The 16,475-nt window shown below is 64.9% G+C and carries 13 protein-coding genes and 2 pseudogenes; 7 read left to right on the top strand and 8 right to left on the bottom strand.

The genetic code is table 11. The features are described from left to right. The first annotated feature begins 27 nt into the window (after nucleotides 1–27). A complete protein-coding gene (locus AB4Y40_RS24980) occupies nucleotides 28–1,158 on the top strand; it encodes an aminomethyltransferase family protein (protein ID WP_368690081.1) in 1,131 nt (376 codons plus the stop codon). A 37-nt stretch (nucleotides 1,159–1,195) separates the two neighbouring features. Next, nucleotides 1,196–1,471, top strand: coding sequence for a hypothetical protein (locus tag AB4Y40_RS24975; protein WP_368690080.1), 276 nt, complete (start codon nucleotides 1,196–1,198; stop codon nucleotides 1,469–1,471). A gap of 7 nt (nucleotides 1,472–1,478) precedes the next feature. Here AB4Y40_RS24975 and AB4Y40_RS24970 read toward each other — a convergent pair whose 3' ends face one another. Then, entirely contained in the window at nucleotides 1,479–1,679 is a 201-nt protein-coding gene (locus AB4Y40_RS24970; protein ID WP_368690079.1) for a hypothetical protein, read from the bottom strand. A 47-nt stretch (nucleotides 1,680–1,726) separates the two neighbouring features. Between AB4Y40_RS24970 and AB4Y40_RS24965 the strand changes: the two are divergent. Together AB4Y40_RS24965 and AB4Y40_RS24960 are read left to right on the top strand one after the other, a co-directional pair. Beyond that, a pseudogene (locus tag AB4Y40_RS24965) lies at nucleotides 1,727–2,456 on the top strand (IS6 family transposase). Between the two features lie 83 nt (nucleotides 2,457–2,539). Next, a pseudogene (locus AB4Y40_RS24960) lies at nucleotides 2,540–3,097 on the top strand (methyl-accepting chemotaxis protein); the annotation flags it as partial. Nucleotides 3,098–3,217: 120 nt separating this feature from the next. On the opposite strand, the gene AB4Y40_RS24955 reads toward AB4Y40_RS24960, so the two are convergent. From AB4Y40_RS24955 to AB4Y40_RS24940, 4 genes are all read right to left on the bottom strand, one after another. Beyond that, nucleotides 3,218–4,567 carry an aromatic acid/H+ symport family MFS transporter gene (locus tag AB4Y40_RS24955; protein WP_342923110.1) on the bottom strand — a complete coding sequence of 450 codons (1,350 nt, stop codon included), beginning with the start codon at nucleotides 4,565–4,567 and terminating at the stop codon, nucleotides 3,218–3,220. Between the two features lie 523 nt (nucleotides 4,568–5,090). Then, entirely contained in the window at nucleotides 5,091–6,857 is a 1,767-nt protein-coding gene (locus AB4Y40_RS24950) for a tannase/feruloyl esterase family alpha/beta hydrolase (protein WP_368690078.1), read from the bottom strand. Nucleotides 6,858–7,048: 191 nt separating this feature from the next. Continuing rightward, a complete protein-coding gene (locus AB4Y40_RS24945) occupies nucleotides 7,049–7,777 on the bottom strand; it encodes a substrate-binding domain-containing protein (protein WP_368690077.1) in 729 nt (242 codons plus the stop codon). Nucleotides 7,778–7,865: 88 nt separating this feature from the next. Next, the gene (locus AB4Y40_RS24940) at nucleotides 7,866–8,891 is read right to left on the bottom strand and encodes an amidohydrolase family protein (protein ID WP_368690076.1); all 1,026 of its coding nucleotides are present in this window, start codon (nucleotides 8,889–8,891) and stop codon (nucleotides 7,866–7,868) included. A 370-nt stretch (nucleotides 8,892–9,261) separates the two neighbouring features. On the opposite strand from AB4Y40_RS24940, the gene AB4Y40_RS24935 reads away from it, so the two are divergent. Continuing rightward, nucleotides 9,262–10,434: an epoxide hydrolase family protein gene (locus AB4Y40_RS24935; RefSeq protein WP_368690075.1), complete on the top strand. Its 1,173-nt coding sequence runs from the start codon at nucleotides 9,262–9,264 to the stop codon at nucleotides 10,432–10,434. 3 nt (nucleotides 10,435–10,437) lie between these two features. On the opposite strand, the gene AB4Y40_RS24930 is transcribed toward AB4Y40_RS24935, so the two are convergent. Next, nucleotides 10,438–11,400, bottom strand: a complete 963-nt coding sequence (locus tag AB4Y40_RS24930) for a fatty acid desaturase (protein WP_368690074.1) — start codon at nucleotides 11,398–11,400, stop codon at nucleotides 10,438–10,440. 167 nt (nucleotides 11,401–11,567) lie between these two features. Here AB4Y40_RS24930 and AB4Y40_RS24925 point away from each other — a divergent pair, with 167 nt between their 5' ends. Next, nucleotides 11,568–12,392: a phosphate/phosphite/phosphonate ABC transporter substrate-binding protein gene (locus AB4Y40_RS24925; RefSeq protein ID WP_368690073.1), complete on the top strand. Its 825-nt coding sequence runs from the start codon at nucleotides 11,568–11,570 to the stop codon at nucleotides 12,390–12,392. Here the strand turns inward: AB4Y40_RS24925 and AB4Y40_RS24920 are convergent. Continuing rightward, on the bottom strand, nucleotides 12,374–13,876 hold the full coding sequence (locus AB4Y40_RS24920; RefSeq protein WP_368690072.1) for an MFS transporter: 1,503 nt from the start codon (nucleotides 13,874–13,876) through the stop codon (nucleotides 12,374–12,376). The genes AB4Y40_RS24925 and AB4Y40_RS24920 overlap by 19 nt on opposite strands. A 189-nt stretch (nucleotides 13,877–14,065) precedes the next feature. On the opposite strand from AB4Y40_RS24920, the gene AB4Y40_RS24915 reads away from it, so the two are divergent. Next, nucleotides 14,066–14,866, top strand: coding sequence for a MetQ/NlpA family lipoprotein (locus AB4Y40_RS24915; RefSeq protein ID WP_368690172.1), 801 nt, complete (start codon nucleotides 14,066–14,068; stop codon nucleotides 14,864–14,866). Nucleotides 14,867–15,012: 146 nt separating this feature from the next. Here AB4Y40_RS24915 and AB4Y40_RS24910 read toward each other — a convergent pair whose 3' ends face one another. Beyond that, entirely contained in the window at nucleotides 15,013–16,386 is a 1,374-nt protein-coding gene (locus AB4Y40_RS24910) for an LLM class flavin-dependent oxidoreductase (protein ID WP_368690071.1), read from the bottom strand. Nucleotides 16,387–16,475: the final 89 nt, after the last annotated feature.

The following is a 16,475-nucleotide window of genomic DNA, read 5'->3' as shown; positions in this document are numbered from 1 at the left end:
CATCGACAATCTACCGGAGAGTCAACCATGGCAAATTCGTGGCGCATTTCGGCACTCGCGGACCGTCACCGCGCGCTGGGCTCCCGCCTGGAAGACTGGAACGGCATGGGCATGGCGTGGAGCTATGCGACGGATCTCGCAGACCATCACGAGGCGATCCGCACGAAGGCCGGCCTGATGGACGTCTCGGGCCTGAAGAAGGTGCACTATGTGGGCCCGCACGCGCAGAGCCTGCTCGACTGGGCGACCACGCGCGACATCGGCAAGCTCTACCCGGGCAAGTCGGCCTACGCCTCGATCCTCAACGAGGACGGCAAGTTTATCGACGACTGCATCATCTATCGCAACGGGCCGAATGCATTCATGGTGGTGCATGGTGCGGGCACGGGCTACGAGCGGCTCGTGCGCTCCGCAACCGGCCGCCAGGTGGCCGTGCTGTTCGACGACGACCTGCACGATCTCTCGTTGCAGGGGCCGGCCGCCGTCGACTTCCTTGCCGAGCACGTGGCGGGCATTCGCGAACTGCCCTACTTCCACCACATGCATACGCGGCTCTTCGGCCGGCCAGTCACGATCTCGCGCACGGGCTATACGGGCGAGCGTGGCTATGAAATCTTCTGCAAGGCAATGGATGCGCCGCTGATCTGGGACACGATCCTCGCGAAAGGCGCGGGCTTCGGCATTATTCCTTGTGCGTTCGCGGCGCTCGACTGGCTGCGCGTGGAGAGCTACCTGCTGTTCTATCCCTACGACAATTCGGAAACCTACCCGTTCAGCGACGAAAAGGCCGGCGACACGCTGTGGGAGTTGGGTCTCGACTTCACGGTGTCGCCGGGCAAGACCGAATTCTGCGGCGCCGGCGAGCATTTCCGGCTGGCCGGAAAGGAGCGCTTCAAGATCTACGGCGTCGATGTCGCTGCATCGAGAGCCACGGCGGCGGGCGACACGTTATGGCAGAACGGACGGCAGGTGGGCGTCGTCACCTGCGGGATGTACTCGCGCCTGACTGGCCGCTCGCTCGCCATCGCTCGTCTGGGTGTCGAACAGGCACGCGAGGGTGTGCCGCTCGAGGTGAGGGGCAGCATCGAAGCACGCGCCACGGCGGCCGCCCTTCCCTTCGACGATCCGGAGAAGAAAAAACGCACCGCAGTGGGGTGATCGCGGGGCGCCGGCGCTTACGGGAGCGCGCCAAATCATGAGCCGCACGAACACGCGAAGTCTGGTCAGGCGGGTGGCGCAAGACGGCGATCCGCACGCCGCGCTATCGCTCTATGAGCAAAGCATGGTGTCGGGCCACAAGCGGATCGCCTTGCTGCGCTATATGGATGCGCGGGATCTGGCCGTGCCGCTCACGCCGCGGCACCATGCCTACGCCCACGCCATTGCGAGCGTCATGAGCGATCGAGACATGCAAGCCATTGCGCGCGAGGCGCTCAGGCGCAGCCGCGAGCGCCAGGCGAGGCGCGGCTAGTCTCGCCCTAAATTTGCCAGCCGGCCTTCAACCCTTCGTACACGGCTTCCTCTGCCGTGCGCGGCGCCATGCAGTCGCCAATCACATGCAATTCGACCAGCGGCTGCAATGCCGCTTCGAGCCCGGACTCGGGGTGGTGTCCGTGACACCGCACGAGCGTATCGACGCCTTCGAAGATAACGGGCGCTTCGCTCGTGGTGTGCTGCATGAACACGGCAATGTCAAGTTAAGGGCGGCGGTGGCTAGAATGACGGCATGAAGAAGATCAAGTCGCCTTACCACGGTTTCCGTTTTCCGGCAGCGATCATCAGCTGCGCGGTACGCTGGCACCACCGCTTCAATCTGAGCCTGCGGGACATCGAGGAGTTGCTGCTCGAGCGCGGCGTGACGGTCACCTACGAGTCGGTGCGCAACTGATGTGACCGGTTCGGTGCGCAGTGTGCGCGTTGCGCGAAAGCCGTGCGCGGCAAGCCGGGTAGCACCTGGCATCTCGATGAAGTGTTCGTGAGGCTGCGCGGTGAGCCGTATGTGCTGTGGCGCGCGGTGGACGACCACGGCGCCGAACTGGACGTGCTGCTGCAAAAGCGGCGCGACAGGGCCGCGGCCAGACACTTTTTTCAGGAAGCTACTGCGTGCGCACCCGGTGCCCCGAAAGATCGTCACCGACCAGCTACGCAGCTATCCGGCGGCAAAGGCCGAGGTGCCCGAGCTGGTCGGCGTGAAACATGTCTTCGTCAAGGCCTCAGCCCGCGTGAATAACCGCGCTGAAAACAGCCATCAGCCCACACTCCGGCGTGAACGTCAGATGCAGGGCTTCCGCGACCCACAGCGCACACAGGCGTTTCTCTCCCGCTTCGGCCCGATTCGCCAGCACTTTGCCTTGCCCCGGCACCGGGTGAAGGCGGCCTGCCATCGCGCGCAGCTCAAGGCGCGTTTGCTCGCATGGTACGACTGCGCAGGCGTGCAGTTCCCCCATGCAAAGTAATCAGCAATCCATATTATCCGGGAAGTCACGCGCCGTTATCCTAAACTTGACAACGTCGCCAGGCCGCCACCAGTGCGGGCCAGGCGCGCGCCATCACCGAAGACAGCGGCCGCGCCGTGGAAGCCATGACGGTGACGATGCAGTGCATTACCGAGGCCTCGCGCAAGATCGGCGAGATCATTCAGGTGATCGAAGGGATTTCCTTCCAGACCAATATTCTCGCTCTCAACGCGGCCGTGGAAGCGGCGCGCGCGGGCGAGCACGGACGCGGTTTCGCCGTGGTGGCGAGCGAGGTGCGCAATCTCGCGGGCCGCGCGGCGATGGCCGCCAAGGAAATCGCGGGGCTGATCGTCGACTCGACGCAGAAGGTTCAGGAAGGCTGCCAGCTCACCGAAACGGCGCGGGAAAAGATGCAGCAGGCGGTTCAGGCCGTGCGCGACGTGAACGTGCTGATCGACGAAATCAATACCGCGAGCGACGAGCAAAGCGCCGGCATCGCCGAGATCAAGCAGGCTCTCGATCATATCGAGGCGCTCACGCAGCAAGACAGCGCACTCGTGAATCACTTTTCGATTTCGGCCAACACGCTGGGCAGGAATGCGCAGACCGTGATCGAAACGGTGGACGCGTTCAGGATTTGATGGGCTGAGCCGCAGTCAAGCGGAGACGATGCCTCCGCTCTCACGCCAAACAAAAAAACGGCGCGGCAGTGCAATCCGCACCGCCGCGCCGATCAATCCAGCGCTGTTGCTAAACCAGACTCAGTGTGCCGCGCTCACCTGCGTAGCCGGTTCCGAATGACGTGCACGCTGCGAAACCAGGATCGCAATCGCCGCGAGGACGGCCGGTACGGCGAGCATCGCGAGAATCGCCGCGAATTCCCAGCCAAGGCCCAGCAACGCACCGCCGATGGCCGAACCGAAGATGCTGCCAAAGCGGCCCATGCCCAGCATCCAGCTCACACCGGTTGCACGCGCAACGGTCGGATAGCGGCCCGGTGCGTAGGCGTTCAAACCGGTTTGCGCACCGCTCATGCAGAAGCCCGCGGCGAATACCAGCAGGGCGAGCGACGAGGAAAGCGCGCCCACGCCGGCCAACGCCAGCACGCAAATTCCGCCGCCGACATACGCCGCGCTGATCACGCGCGCCGGACGCACCTTGTCCATGATCCAGCCCACCAGCACGGCGCCGATCGTGCCGCCGATCTGGAACATGGCCGTGACGTTCGCCGCCACCGTGATGGACAGGCCCGCGTCCTTGATCAGCGTGGGCAGCCAGCCGGTCAGCAGATAGATGACGAGCAGGCCCATGAAATACGTGACCCACAGCGCGATGGTCATCACGCCATAGCCTTCCGAGAACAGCACGCCGATCGGCTTGCGCGTGGGCAACGGCGGCTCCGTCGAAACGAAGTTTTCGTCGCCGGCGAAGTTCGCGCCGGTCACACGGTTCAGCGTCGCGGCAATACGCTTGCTCGTCGCGCCCCGCACGGCGAGCAGACGCGCCGATTCCGGCAGCAGCCAGGCCTGCAGCGGCACGAGTGCGAGCGGAATGGCGCCGCCGAAGATCAGCACCGCGCGCCAGCCATGGTTCGGCACGAGCCAGCCAGCCGCGAAGCCGATCAACGCGGAGCCGAGGTTGAAGCCCGTGAACATGATCGTGATGAGCAGCGCGCGGCGGCGTTGCGGCGAGTACTCCGAGAGCAGCGTCGTGGAGTTCGGCATGGCTGCGCCAAGACCGATGCCGGTCAGCACGCGCAGCACCGCCATCGAAACCGGCGACTGCGTGAACGCCGTGAGGATCGTGAACACGCCGAACAGGAACACGGAGGTGATCAGCACCCACTTGCGGCCAACGCGGTCCGAGGCCGGGCCGGCGGCCAGCGCGCCGATCACGAGGCCGATGGGCGCCGCGCTCATGACGAGCCCGAACTCGGGGCGCGAAATGCCCCACTCGTGAATGATGGAGGGCGCGACGAAGCCCATGATGGCCACGTCCATGCCGTCGGCGGTCACCGCGAGGAAGCACAGCGCCACCAGTAGCCACTGGTAGGCCGAAATGTGGCGTTCGTCGATGAACGCCTTGATATCGATTGTTTTGCTGCCAGACATCTGTAGTCTCCTGTCCGTTCTGTGGTCTGCCGCTCGCTCGTGCCCGAGTCGAATTTCAACGAACTGCTATCCGTCGGGGGCACGATAGGTGGCCAACCCCTCGCCTGAAAGTGCGGGTTAACCACATATTGGATACATCTGCGCCCGTCTGCATGGGCGAGTTCGGCACGCCCGGACCCGCGATACCGCCCGGGAAGCCGCGCCGCGTAAAGGCCGGGCGCATTCGGCCGGCGCTTTGCCCAACGCGGCCCGGGGCTGGAATCGAATCCAGCGTGATAAGCAAAATCGATGTTCTCCGAAAGGATTCGCAAACGCACTGGACGATCGTGCGGAATTCAGTTGCCGCTACATCGGCGGGCGGCGCTCTCGTGCGCGCCGCTTTTCGAGGCGGCGGCGCCGTTCGAGCCGCCGCGCCTGCTCCGCACTTATCATGCATTTTATTTATCGTGATGCAAACGAAACCAGCCCCGAAGGGCTGGCCGGTTCGACGATGAATCATGCGAGTGTGCCCGAAGTTTGCCCGTTAAGGCGCGGCAACACCCTGCGTCGTCGGCGTGTACGTCGCATAGAAGCTCGAACCTGCCCAGCTATGCGTAGGCTGGTTGTACAGCGGTGCACCCTGCGTCCAGTTCGCGCCAAGGTGCCAGTCGCCGGTGCCCGTGAACTGCGCGACTGCCGGGTACGGATAAACCGGGCGGCTGGCCGTCACGTTGTTCGACGAATCGGTCTGATACGTCATGACCGCGTTCGGCGCGGTGCCCTGCTCGGCCCACGCCGTGATCTGCGAGACGAGGTCGATGTTCGGGAAGCCTTCACCGCCGCCGCAGTGGGCCACGCCGGGCACGAGGTACATTCGCGCGAAATCGCTCACGTTCGAAGCGCCCATCGTGTTCTGCATCGCTTCGTAGTACTGGATCGTGAAGAGCGGCGAAATGTGCTGATCCGCCCAGCCGTGCCACAGGATCAGCTTGCCGCCCGCTTTCCTGAACGCCGACAGGTCGGGGTTCGTCGCGTCCATCAGCGGATGGTTGGCCTGCAGGTAGGTCCGGTAGAAGCTCGCATCCGTGTAGCCGAAGGTGTCGATGGTCGGCATGCTGGGCGAGCCCGTGAAGATCAGGTTGTAGGCACCCGTCACGATCATGTAGCTGAACAGGCTCTTCACCGAAACCGGCGTGGCCGTCGAATTCGTCGTCGGCACTTCCACGCCGACCCAGTTCTCCTCCGAACCCATCTGCGGGGAGCCCGCCAGCATGCGCTCGCCCGTTGTCGCGTCTACCGGTCCGCCATAGATCTTGCTCGCGGTGGCGACTTCGGTTGCGGTCAGGCAGCTGCTCGTGTTCGTCGCGCCCTGCGCACACTGAATCGAGGCGGGATCGAAGTTGCAGGTGCGCGGATCGGCGATCAGGCCATCGGGCACGCCCACCTGGCCGCCGCATGCCGCGACGACGGCCTTGTGCAGCACGAGCGCCTTGTCGGCGTAGAGCGTCGCGTTGCCGGTGCTGTCGCCGGTCGTGCTTTGCGACTCCACGCTCCAGCCGTGATACAGCGAGTTCTGGATCTGGAAGTGCGCCGCCGGCGCGCCCGCGATGATGCCGTTATAGTCGTTCGGGTAGCGTTGCGCGGCCATCAGCGCTTCGCGGCCGCCGTCCGAGCAGCCGATGAAGTACGCGTACTTCTGCGTCTGCCCGTAATAGGCCTTGATGAGCTTCTCCGCCGTGAGCGTCGTGATGTGCTGCCCGCGATAGGCGAAATCGGCCTGTTTTTGCGGGTCCGTGGTCCACGTCGTGTCGTTGCCCGAGTGGCCCATGTCGGTCGCCGCGGTCACGAAGCCGCCTTCCTGCACGAGCGGGCACGTGTAGCTGAAGCTGAACGACGACTGCTGCGTCGGGTCGCTCAGGTTGCCGCACAGGCCCCCGCAGCCCAGCGCCGCAAAGCGCTGCGTCCACGTGTTCACCGGCAGCGCTACTTCGAACGTATTCGAAGGCGCAAGCGTGCCCTTCACGGTACAGAAGTTGACCGAAGCGCCGTTGATGGTCGCCGTGGTCACGCTGGCCGAAGTAATCGCGCTGCCCGTGCCGCCAATATCGGTGATGTCGACCGAAGCCAGCTTCGAGCAATCCACCACGGGCGCGACGACCGCGAGCGGCGCTTTCGAGGCATCGGCGCTACTGCTGCCACTGCCGCACGCGGCCACGAGCGTGGCCGCCGCGAAGAGGGCGCACAGGGAGAGCAGCGAGGCGGCACGAGCGCGCACGCTCGTGAAGAGCCGCCGGGTATGCAGGGTTCTCATGCTTGCCTCCTGGGGTTGTCCGTCCTGGTGTTCTTCTGATTCACTTTTCACGCCTCCGATTCTGTTTTTTCTGATTAGTAAGCCTAATTAATTTGGATACGTGGACCGTGCGACATGAGATGTCCAATCCAATCGCCTTATTGCTCCTTCTATTGCTCTTATTGCCGTCCTGCTGGCGCCCTGCCGCCCTGCTACAGCCCGTATGCCGCGTTGCCGGCCGGCTCCATGCCGAACGCCCGCTTGGTCGCCTCGGCCCGTGCCGAACCGAGGAACGCGACGAAGTCCGCCGCCGCCTGCCGCTGCTGCGACACCGCGCAGATCGCCGCGGAAAAGACCGTGACGAGTTGCGCCCCGGCCGGCAGCGGCCCGATCACGTCAACGCCCGGCACATCCTTTAGCTCGCTCAATTGCTGAAACCCGATCTCGACCTCGCCTTGCGCGATCAGGCTGGCCACCGGCACGCCCGGCTGCGCCATCACGAGGCGCGGGCCGAGCATTTCGGCCACGCCCCAGCGCTCGAGCAGCCGCAGCAGATGGTCGCCGCTAGGCCCCGTCGAGTAGCCGATGCGCGCCGCGCGCAGCATCGTCTCGCGCAGTGCGTCTTCAGTGCCGATATCCGGGTGCGCCGCACCCGCGGCGACGGCCGCCGCCATGCCGGAGCGCACGACGTCCGTGCGCGCGCCAATGAGGTGCCCGCCCGCCGCCAGGCGGTCGATCGCCGCCGACGCCAGCACGGCAAAATCGAACGCCGCGCCGGCCTGCACGCGCCGCGCGGCTTCCACGCCGCCTATCGCGGCAACAGTCAGCCGCTGCCCCGTTTCGCGCTCGTATTGCTCGGCGAGACCGGCGAGCAGGAGGCGCGTCGCCATCGACCCGACCCCCGCCAGCGCGGCGTTGCTTTTCACATCGTCCTTTGTCATTGACTTCCGTTTCAGTCGAGAGTGAGCGAGGCTGCCTTGTCTTGCGCTTCGCTGGTATTGCACGGCTTGCGAGCCGCAGCGTGCGCGCTCACAGCCCCTTTGCCTTCAGCCGCGCGTCGAGGCGCGGATACACGCGGCGCGCGTTGCCTTCATAGATCTTGTAGCGATCCGCGGCATCCACATGCGCAGCTTCGATATAGCGTTTCGTGTCGTCGTAGTTGTGCCCCGTCTCGGGATCGATGCCGCGCACCGCACCGATCATCTCGCTCGCGAACAGAATGTTGTCCACGGGAATCACGCGCGTGAGCAGGTCGATGCCGGGCTGGTGATACACGCAGGTGTCGAAGAACACGTTGTTCAGCAGATGCTCGCTGAGCGGCGGCTTCTTCAGCTCCTGCGCGAGGCCCCGGAAGCGCCCCCAATGGTAAGGCACCGCGCCGCCGCCGTGCGGAATCACGAAGCGCAGCGTGGGGAAGTCGCGGAACAGGTCCGACGTCAGGCACTGCATGAATGCGGTCGTGTCCGCGTTCAGGTAGTGCGCGCCCGTAGTATGGAAGCACGCGTTGCAACTCGTGCTCACGTGGATCATCGCGGGAATGTCGTATTCGACGAGCTTCTCGTAGATCGGGTACCAGCGGCGATCGGAAAGCGGCGGGCTCGTCCAGTGGCCGCCCGAGGGATCGGGATTCAGGTTGACCGCCACGTTGCCGTACTGCTCCACGCATTTGACGAGTTCCGCCACGCACGTGGCGGGATCGACGCCCGGGCTTTGCGGCAGCATCGCGGCCGGCACGAAATGGTCGGGAAAAAGCTCGCTCACGCGGTGGCACAACTCGTTGCAGATGGCGGCCCAGGTGCTCGACACCTCGAAGTCGCCAATGTGATGGGCCATGAAACTTGCACGCGGGCTGAAAATCGTCAGGTCGAGACCGCGCTCGCGCATCAGCTTGAGCTGATTGAGTTCGATGGATGCGCGCAATTCGTCGTCGCTGATCTTCAGCTCCGATACCTTCGGCATCTCCGACGGATGGGCGATGCCCGCTATCTGGCGTTTGCGCCACGCTTCCAGCGCTGCGGGCGCCGTCGTGTAGTGGCCGTGAATGTCGATGATCATTGGGACCTCTGCTGCTGATTCGAATCGTTGCGCTACGGTACGAATTGGCCCCACCGCGCTAGTAGCCAGGGCTATTACCTAGATTGCGCAAAAAATACCGCTCATGCCAATAAGCGGGTGCGGCAGCCGACGGCTGAAAATAGCGGAAACCACGGACGCTGCAGGGTTTGCGCCGCGCCGCGCTGCCCCGATGAGGCGTCGCGTGGCCCCGCCGCGCTGCCCAAACGCCGATAAATGAAATGGATGCCTCGATAAACATCTGGTAAGCGATGGATGGAATTCGAAGGGTCGCTGGGGGCGGCCGATGCGCGGCGGCGAATTCGCTCATAATGGTCAGCTCCCCGGCCTGCCAGCGTGCGGATGAACCACCATGCATATCGACCGATTTGAAATTCGCGTACCCGAAGAGGCACTCGACGACCTGCGCCGGCGTTTGCGCGCCACACGCTGGGCCAACGCTACGCCGTCGCCGGCGTGGCAACAAGGGGCCGATAATGCGTGGCTGCGCGAGCTCGTCGCGTATTGGGCAGATGAATACGACTGGCGCGCCGCGGAACGCGCGCTGAACCAGTTGCCGCAGTTCATGGCCGAAGTGGGGGGTGCGGGTGGCGCAGGCGGCCAGCGCGTGCACTTCGTGCATCGGCGCGGCGCGGGCCCGAAGCCCTACCCGCTCGTCGTCACGCATGGCTGGCCGGGCTCGTTCGTCGAATTCCATGCGCTGCTCGACCGGCTCTGCGACCCCGCCGCATTCGGCGCGGACCCGGCCGATGCGTTCGATGTCGTCGCCCCGTCGCTACCGGGCTTTGCCTTTTCACCCGCGCCGGCGACACCCGGCACCTCCGCGTTCCAGATCGCAGACCTGTGGGCCGCGCTGATGCGCGGTCTCGGCTACGAGCGCTTCGGCGCGCAGGGCGGCGACCTCGGCGCGGGCGTGTCCATCGCGCTCGCCGCGCGGCACAGCCAGGCCGTGGAGGGCATCCACCTGAACTTCCTGCCCAGCTCGTACGAGCCTGCAATCGATGCCGCGCAGGCCCCGCTCACTGAGGCGGAACAGGACTATCTGCGCGAAAAGGCCGACTGGGCAGCGCTGGAGGGCGGCTACGCGCATATGCACAGCACGAAGCCGCAAACGGCGGCAGCATCGCTCAACGACTCGCCCGCGGGGCTGGCCGCGTGGATCGGCGAGAAGTTTCGCGCATGGAGCGACTGCGACGGCGACATCGAGCGCCGGTTCTCGAAGGACACCTTGCTGACGGACCTTTCGCTGTACTGGTTCACGGGCAGCATCGGCACGTCCATGCAGATGTACTGGGAAAATCGTCTCCAGCCGTTTCGCTTCGCGGCCGGGCAACGCGTGGCGCCGCCCGTCGCCTTCGCGCGCTTTCCCAGGGAGATCAATCACCCGCCGCGGTCGTGGCTCGAGCGCGTGTTCGATGTCGCGCAATGGACCGAGATGCCGCGCGGCGGCCATTTCGCCGCCATGGAAGAGCCCGATCTGCTCGCGGCGGACATTCGCCGCTTTTTCAAACGGTTCCGCGAGTGAACGTCACTGCGCGGTGTTGTCGCCGAACGGGTGCGCGGGGGCATCCGTCGCGCGCCACGCGTAACGCCTGAGCAGCGCGGCGTAGCCTTCGATCACGAAACCGCCGCATTTGTGCCGATAGTCGTCGCGCCGCATGCGGTAGGCGCGCGCCAGCTGAAACCACGGCAAGCGCGGCAGATCGTGGTGCACGAGGTGATAGTTGTTGTTCAGATACAGAAAGCGCATGACGAGCCCGGCCTCGTTGATGGCGATGCGCGCCTTGGGATGCGACGCCGCGCGATGCTCGTACAGCGAGCGGACCATCGCGAGCCCGAGCGCGGGCCAGCTGACAGCGACGAGATACCACCACCAGGGCACGCCCGCGTAACGCTGCACCCACGCGAGCAGCAGCACGACAGCTGCGCAGTGCGCGAGCCACATCGGCACGTCTCGCCAGTCGCCGCTTCGCAGCGCTTTCGCCGCGCCGGCGAGCATGGCGGCCACGCTCATCGGCGGCCCGATCACCACCCGGCCCACGAAGCTCTTGCGTGCGTGCCATAGCACGCGATGCCAGCGCGGCAGGCGGGCCCACTGCGCGTGCTGCACGTAGTTCGTTTCGGGGTCGATGCCGGGCACGGTCAACGCTTCGTCGCGATGATGCGCCATATGGCTCTCGCGGTACACCGCATAGGGAAACCATATAGCAAGCGGCGGCCAGCCCAGCGCCATGTTCAGCCAGGCGAACCGGGTGGGATGACCGTGCAGCAATTCGTGCTGGAGCGACATATGCCAGGCGCACAGCACGATGAGGCATGGCGTGGCGGCCACGAGGGTGAGCAGACCTGCACGCACGAACGCCAGCAACGCGAACCAGCCGCCGTAGATCACGGCGATCAGCAGCCACGTGGGCCATTCCGTGCGTGCTGTGAACCCGGTGGCGAGCGCGGCGACTTCCCGCGCGTGGTCTGCGTCGAAGTATTCGGCCATGTTCGCCAGCTCCCGCGATGAAGGATGGTGCCACTCCATACGGAGAGCAAAGCAACGCAGGTCCTCACCCTACCGAACGCGCGGCGCTTCACCAACCAACGAATTGCCATTTGCTTATCTCACCGCGCTGCGCGACGCGCCACGTGCGTGCGGCGTAGAATGCGCCGATGACCCGCTGGATCGCCTCCCTGCCGATGTACAACGTGACGCCGCAACATGCGGCGGCATGGCGCTCGCTATTGAGCGACAGTCTGGCCATCGTTGCGCGCTCGTTCGACATGGGCGACATCGCGATCGAGAACGCGCCGGAGGGCGAACTCATGCCTCACTGGCGCCGCGAGGACTTGCTGCTCTCGCAGACCTGCGGGTATCCGTACCGCATGCTCGGACTCGCCAACGACGTCCGTCTGATTGCGACCCCGATATTCGACGCACCCGGTTGCGAAGGCCCGCGCTATCGAAGCGTGCTCGCCGTTTCGGCGCAGGCGTGGGAGCGCGGCGCGCAAATGCTCGAAGCGTGCCGCGGCCTGCGCGCCGCATGCAACAGCGCGGATTCGCACAGTGGCATGAACGCGTTTCGCCACGCAGTGGCGCCGCTCGCACGCGACGGCCGCTTCTTCGCCTCGGTGCGCTGGACAGGCTCGCACGCGGCCACCTTACGCGCGCTGGCGAGCGGCGCGGCCGACGTGGGCGCCATCGACTGCGTCACGTTCGCATTGCTGCACGATTCGCACCCCGAACGGTTCGACGGCGTGCAAACCATCGGCATGACAGCCAGCGCCCCCGGCCTTCCGCTGATCGCCTCACGCGCGCTCGGCGAGGATCAGGCGCAAGCGCTGCGTAATGCGCTCGACGCCGCACTTTCGGCCGACCCCGAACGTGCGCACAAGCTGCGGCTGCGCGGGTTCGCCAGGCTCACTGGCGAGGCGTACGCCGAGATCGAGGCGTTCGAAAACACCGCCGCCCAACAGGGTTATACCGAGCTGCGTTGAGCCGCAACGTCAGGCGCATCCGCGTAGTCTTCGCTATCGATGTCGTAGCCCGAGGGTTCCCACCGGATCGCGAGCAGCACGAGCAGCGAAGCGAGCGGCGCGATGGCGATCACCCAGAAGACCTTCGTGCCGAGCGCCGCGGCGAGCACGGGAAACAGGAATAGCGACACCGTGGAGGCGGAGCGCACGAGCGTCTGATTGAAACCCACGCCAATGCCGCGCAGCGAGGTCGGATAACTGAGCGATGCATAGGTCATGCAATGCGAACCGGGACCGAACCCCTGCCCGAACAGATAGCCGCCCAGCAGCAGTATGGCGAGCACGACGAAAACGCCGCTGCCCGGATGGCCGATCAGTGCGAGACCGATGAGCGAGACGAACTGCAGCGTGTGGCCGAGCACGGTCATTTTCCACGCGCCGACAGTGGGCGCGGTACGCACGCCGATCAACCCGCCAACGAATGCGAACAAGAGGTTGAGCGTGAGCGAAGCGACGATGGTGGTGAGCGGACCCTGCTGGAGAAAGCTCGCGATGATCACGGGCAGGCCGAAGATGATCGCGTTGTAGCCGAACGAAGACGCCGCGCCGATCGTTGCGGCCAGTATCGTGCGGCGGCGATACGTGGCGTTGAAAAGCACGCCATAGTTGCGCCACGAGGCGGCACGCGGCGCTCGCGTGGGCGCGTCAGCGCGTTCGACCACGGCATCCACGCCATACGCGCGCTTGAGAATGCGCGCCGCGCCTTCCAGATCGCCCTGATTCGCGGCCCACACGGGCGACTCGCTGATATAGCGGCTGCGCACGGCGATGATGACGAGCGCCGGCACCGCGCCGAACGCGAGCGTGATGCGCCAGAGCCAGCCAAGCTGATGTTCGGGCAGGATCGCATAGAGGCCGAGAATGAGCAGATAGCAGGTGCTCGTGGCCGCGTACCACGCGGGGCACCACGCGGCCACGCTGGCCGCCTTGTTGCCCTTGCCCGCCACGCGCGAGAACTCGGCGAGAAACGCCATGGCGACCGGCAGATCGAGCCCCACCCCGAAGCCCATGAGAAAGCGTGCGCCGCCCAGCACCCAGGCGTTGGGTGCGAGGCCGGCCGCGATCGCGGCCACGACGAAGAACAGCATGTCGGCCATGAATACGCGGTAGCGTCCGATGCGGTCCGTGAGATAGCCGCCGAACAGGGCGCCGAGAATCGCGCCGAACGTAATGGCCGCCGAAACGAAGCCGACCTGCACGGGCGACAGCGAGAATTCGCGCGCGATGTCCTTGATGCCATAGGCGAGCGAGGTGAGATCGTAGGCATCGAGAAACACGCCGCCCAGTGCGATGGCGATCACGATGCGCGCGTTGCTGCCCTGCGCGGCCCCGGCGTTGACGATGCGGGAGACGTCCCGAGCGGAACGGATCACGGCATGTTGCGGGGCTTGCGCCAGCCCGGCGGCTTCGACGAGTTCAGAAGCGGGAACGGCGAGAGTGGACATGGAACGAGACTCGCGTGATGGATGGAATCGCTGCATCCTAGCCACGCCGCTGCGCGCCGCAAAACGACGAATATAGCTAAGCAATCCTCCGAAAATTGGTTGTCCGCTTGCCGTGCGCTCTCTAGCATCGCCTTATCCACAACGCTTCGAATAATGGATCCTATGAAGAAAAGAACATTGCTGGGCGCGATGCTGGCTTCGCTCGCGCTGGGCGTAAGTTTCGGGGGCGCGACGCTCGCACACGCGGCCGACCAGACGTTGCGCGTGGGCATCATGTCGGGTGAAGACGAGGACGTTTGGCGCGTGGTCGCCGCCAACGCCGCGAAGCGCGGCCTCACGATCAAGGTGACCACGTTCTCCGAATACACGCAGCCCAACGAAGCGCTTTCGAGCCACGACCTCGACGCCAATTCGTTCCAGCACAAGCCGTATCTCGACGCGCAGATCAAGGCGCGCGGCTACAAGATCGTGCCTGTCGGCTTTACCTACGTGCAGCCGATCGGGCTGTATTCGCGCAAGGTGAGGTCGGTGGCGGACCTGCCGCAGGGCGCGACCATTGGCGTACCGAACGATCCGAGCAACGAAGGCCGCTCGCTGCTGCTGTTGCAGGCGCAGGGGCTCATTACGTTGCGCGACAACGTTGGCCTGCTGCCGACCGCACGCGACATCGCGAAGAATCCGAAGAATATCCATATCAAGGAACTCGATTCGGGTATTGTCGGGCGAGCGATTGGCGATCTGGACGCGGCCGTTGTCAATACGGACTGGGCCGTGAAATCGGGGATCAAGATTCCACAGGAGCGGATTGCTCAGGAGAAGGTGACGGGCAATCCTTACCGCAACTTCATTGCCGTGAATGAGAAGGATGCCAACGCGGCTTGGGTGCATGCGCTCGTGGAGAGCTATCAGCAGCCTAATGTCGCTTCCGAGATTATTGCTGTCTATCACGGGGCTACGCTGCCTGCCTGGAAGGATGCTCCGCAGCAGTAAGGGGGTGGGTGCGGTTTGCCGCGGAGCGCCGTCATGTTTTTTGTTCGCGGCTCCTCGGCGCTTTGGCCTCTCCCATTGGCCTTTCCTTGTTTTCTCGAACACAAGGAAAGGCCAAAAGCACCAAAGATTCCAACAAAAAATCCCAATCAAACCACCTCGGTCCCCCACCGATACCCCGCCCCAGCATGCCGCTGCGGCAAGGTAGCCTCACCACCAAACAACTTCTCCCGCAACGTCCCCGGCGCATAAGCCGTCTTATACCGCCCGCGCGCCTGCAACTCCGGCACGACGAGATCCACGAAATCCTCATAGCTCTCGGGCACGACAGTGCGGCTCAAGTTGAAGCCATCCACATCCGCCTCGTCGATCCATGCCTGCAGCTCATCCGCCACCTGCGAAGCGCTGCCAACAATCGCCGGATAGCGCCCGCCCAGTTCGAACATCTCGAGCAGCTTGCGCCGCGTCCAGCCATGTTGCTTCGCCGTGCGCGTGGCAGATTCGATCGCGTTGCCCGGCGCGTAATCCACGGGCGCGTCGAGATCGTATTGCGCGTAATCGATGCCCGTGCTCGACGCGAAATGCGCCAACCCCGCCTCGCGGCTCGCATACTGGCGGTAGTCGGCATACTTCTCGCGCGCTTCACGCTCGGTCGCGCCCACCACCACCGCAGCGCCAACGAAGACTTTCACGTCGTCGGGCCGGCGCCCCGCCTGCACCAGTTGTTCGCGCAGCGCACGCACCGTCTCGCGCGCGGCAGCGCGTCCGGGCGGCGAAATGAACACGCATTCCGCGTGACGTGCCGCAAAGCGCTGCCCGCGCCCCGAACTGCCCGCCTGGAACAGCACCGGCGTGCGCTGCGGCGAGGGCTCCGCCAGGTGATAGCCGTCGACGCGGTAGTAACGCCCGGCATGCTCCACGCGATGCAGTTTCGCAGGATCGGCGAAAACACGCGCGGCCTTGTCCCGCCGCACGGCGTCCGCTTCCCAGCTACCCTCCCAGAGTTTATAGAGGACTTCCAGGTACTCGTCCGCACGGTCGTAGCGCTCGTCGTGCGGTAGCTGCTGCTCGAGTCCCATGGCGCGCGCCGCGCTGTCCAGATAGCCCGTCACGATGTTCCAGCCGATGCGGCCTTGCGTGAGGTGATCGAGCGTCGAAAAGCGCCGCGCCAGCAAATAAGGCTGCTCGTAAGTGAGGTTCACCGTCACGCCAAAGCCGAGATGCCCGGTCACGGCGGCCATGGCCGGCACGACGAGTGTGGGGTCGTTCACCGGCAACTGGATCGACTCGCGCAGTGTCACATCCACGTTGCGCTGATAGACGTCGTAGACACCCACGATGTCCGCTAGAAAAAGCCCGTCGAAAAGCCCGCGCTCCAGCGTGCGCGCGAGATTCGTCCAGTACGCGAGCGTGCGGTAGTCGGTCGAGCGGTCGCGCGGGTGCGTCCACAGCCCGTGATTGATGTGCCCCACGCAATTCATGTTGAACGCGTTGAGCAAAATGGGTTTGTTCGTCTTCGCCATCGTAAGGCTCGCTCCTGCGGCATCGAAGGTCCAAATGCCCATTGGAACAGCCTGCGTCTCGATCCCCTACCAGTTAATTCGCAATTGCA

Source organism: Paraburkholderia sp. EG287B (genome assembly GCF_040965595.1).
Taxonomy (GTDB): Bacteria; Pseudomonadota; Gammaproteobacteria; order Burkholderiales; family Burkholderiaceae; genus Paraburkholderia.
Note: the sequence above shows the minus strand (reverse complement) of the source record. Positions and strands in the feature narration are given on the sequence as shown.

Coding starts and splice junctions, on each gene's coding strand:
- AB4Y40_RS24955 (WP_342923110.1), bottom strand. CDS start 4,567: ATGTCTGGCAGCAAAACAATCGATATCAAGGCGTTCATCGACGAACGC.
- AB4Y40_RS24930 (WP_368690074.1), bottom strand. CDS start 11,400: ATGGCCGAATACTTCGACGCAGACCACGCGCGGGAAGTCGCCGCGCTC.
- AB4Y40_RS24935 (WP_368690075.1), top strand. CDS start 9,262: ATGCATATCGACCGATTTGAAATTCGCGTACCCGAAGAGGCACTCGAC.
- AB4Y40_RS24980 (WP_368690081.1), top strand. CDS start 28: ATGGCAAATTCGTGGCGCATTTCGGCACTCGCGGACCGTCACCGCGCG.
- AB4Y40_RS24950 (WP_368690078.1), bottom strand. CDS start 6,857: ATGAGAACCCTGCATACCCGGCGGCTCTTCACGAGCGTGCGCGCTCGT.
- AB4Y40_RS24915 (WP_368690172.1), top strand. CDS start 14,066: ATGCTGGCTTCGCTCGCGCTGGGCGTAAGTTTCGGGGGCGCGACGCTC.
- AB4Y40_RS24925 (WP_368690073.1), top strand. CDS start 11,568: ATGACCCGCTGGATCGCCTCCCTGCCGATGTACAACGTGACGCCGCAA.
- AB4Y40_RS24970 (WP_368690079.1), bottom strand. CDS start 1,679: ATGCAGCACACCACGAGCGAAGCGCCCGTTATCTTCGAAGGCGTCGAT.
- AB4Y40_RS24975 (WP_368690080.1), top strand. CDS start 1,196: ATGAGCCGCACGAACACGCGAAGTCTGGTCAGGCGGGTGGCGCAAGAC.
- AB4Y40_RS24910 (WP_368690071.1), bottom strand. CDS start 16,386: ATGGCGAAGACGAACAAACCCATTTTGCTCAACGCGTTCAACATGAAT.
- AB4Y40_RS24920 (WP_368690072.1), bottom strand. CDS start 13,876: ATGTCCACTCTCGCCGTTCCCGCTTCTGAACTCGTCGAAGCCGCCGGG.
- AB4Y40_RS24940 (WP_368690076.1), bottom strand. CDS start 8,891: ATGATCATCGACATTCACGGCCACTACACGACGGCGCCCGCAGCGCTG.
- AB4Y40_RS24945 (WP_368690077.1), bottom strand. CDS start 7,777: ATGACAAAGGACGATGTGAAAAGCAACGCCGCGCTGGCGGGGGTCGGG.